Annotated in this window: 1 protein-coding gene; it reads left to right on the top strand. The window is 67.8% G+C overall.

All coding sequences use genetic code 11. From position 1 onward, the window contains the following. Positions 1 to 450 (top strand): glutathione S-transferase C-terminal domain-containing protein (locus tag AB4Z27_RS29490; RefSeq protein ID WP_441646045.1); only part of this gene is annotated, 450 nt, incomplete at its 5' end. Between the last annotated feature and the right edge of the window lie 41 nt (positions 451 to 491).

The following is a 491-nucleotide window of genomic DNA, read 5'->3' as shown; positions in this document are numbered from 1 at the left end:
CTCGATGACGCCAATTTCGAGCGCGGCCCGGCCCAGTTCTTCCAGCGCGTGCCGGCACCGGTGCGCGGGATCGTGACCACGCTGGTCAAGCGGCGCGTACGCCAGATGCTCTGGGCGCAGGGCCTCGGCCGGCATTCGGACGAGGAGGCCGCAGCCATGGCGATCCACGGCGTGACGGCCATCGCCAACATCCTTGGCGACAAGCCCTACCTGCTGGGCGATGCGCCATGCGGCGCCGACGCCACCTTGTTCGCGTTCAGCGCCAGCCTGCTCAGCCCCGTGTTCGAGACGCCAATCCGTACGGCGGCGTCGGCGCACGCCAATCTGACCGCCTATCTGGCACGGATGCGGGCGCGTTTCTATCCCGATTTCGTCGGCAGCGGGGTGTTCGCGCCCATGTCCGAATCCCCGGCGGCGCCGACAGTGGCCGCCAATGGCCTTACAATGTAGGCCGTCCCCAATTCCAGCGCGGTTTCCATCATGTCCGGCAA

This window comes from Cupriavidus sp. KB_39 (genome assembly GCF_052114485.1).
GTDB lineage: Bacteria > Pseudomonadota > Gammaproteobacteria > Burkholderiales > Burkholderiaceae > Cupriavidus.
Note: the sequence above shows the minus strand (reverse complement) of the source record. Positions and strands in the feature narration are given on the sequence as shown.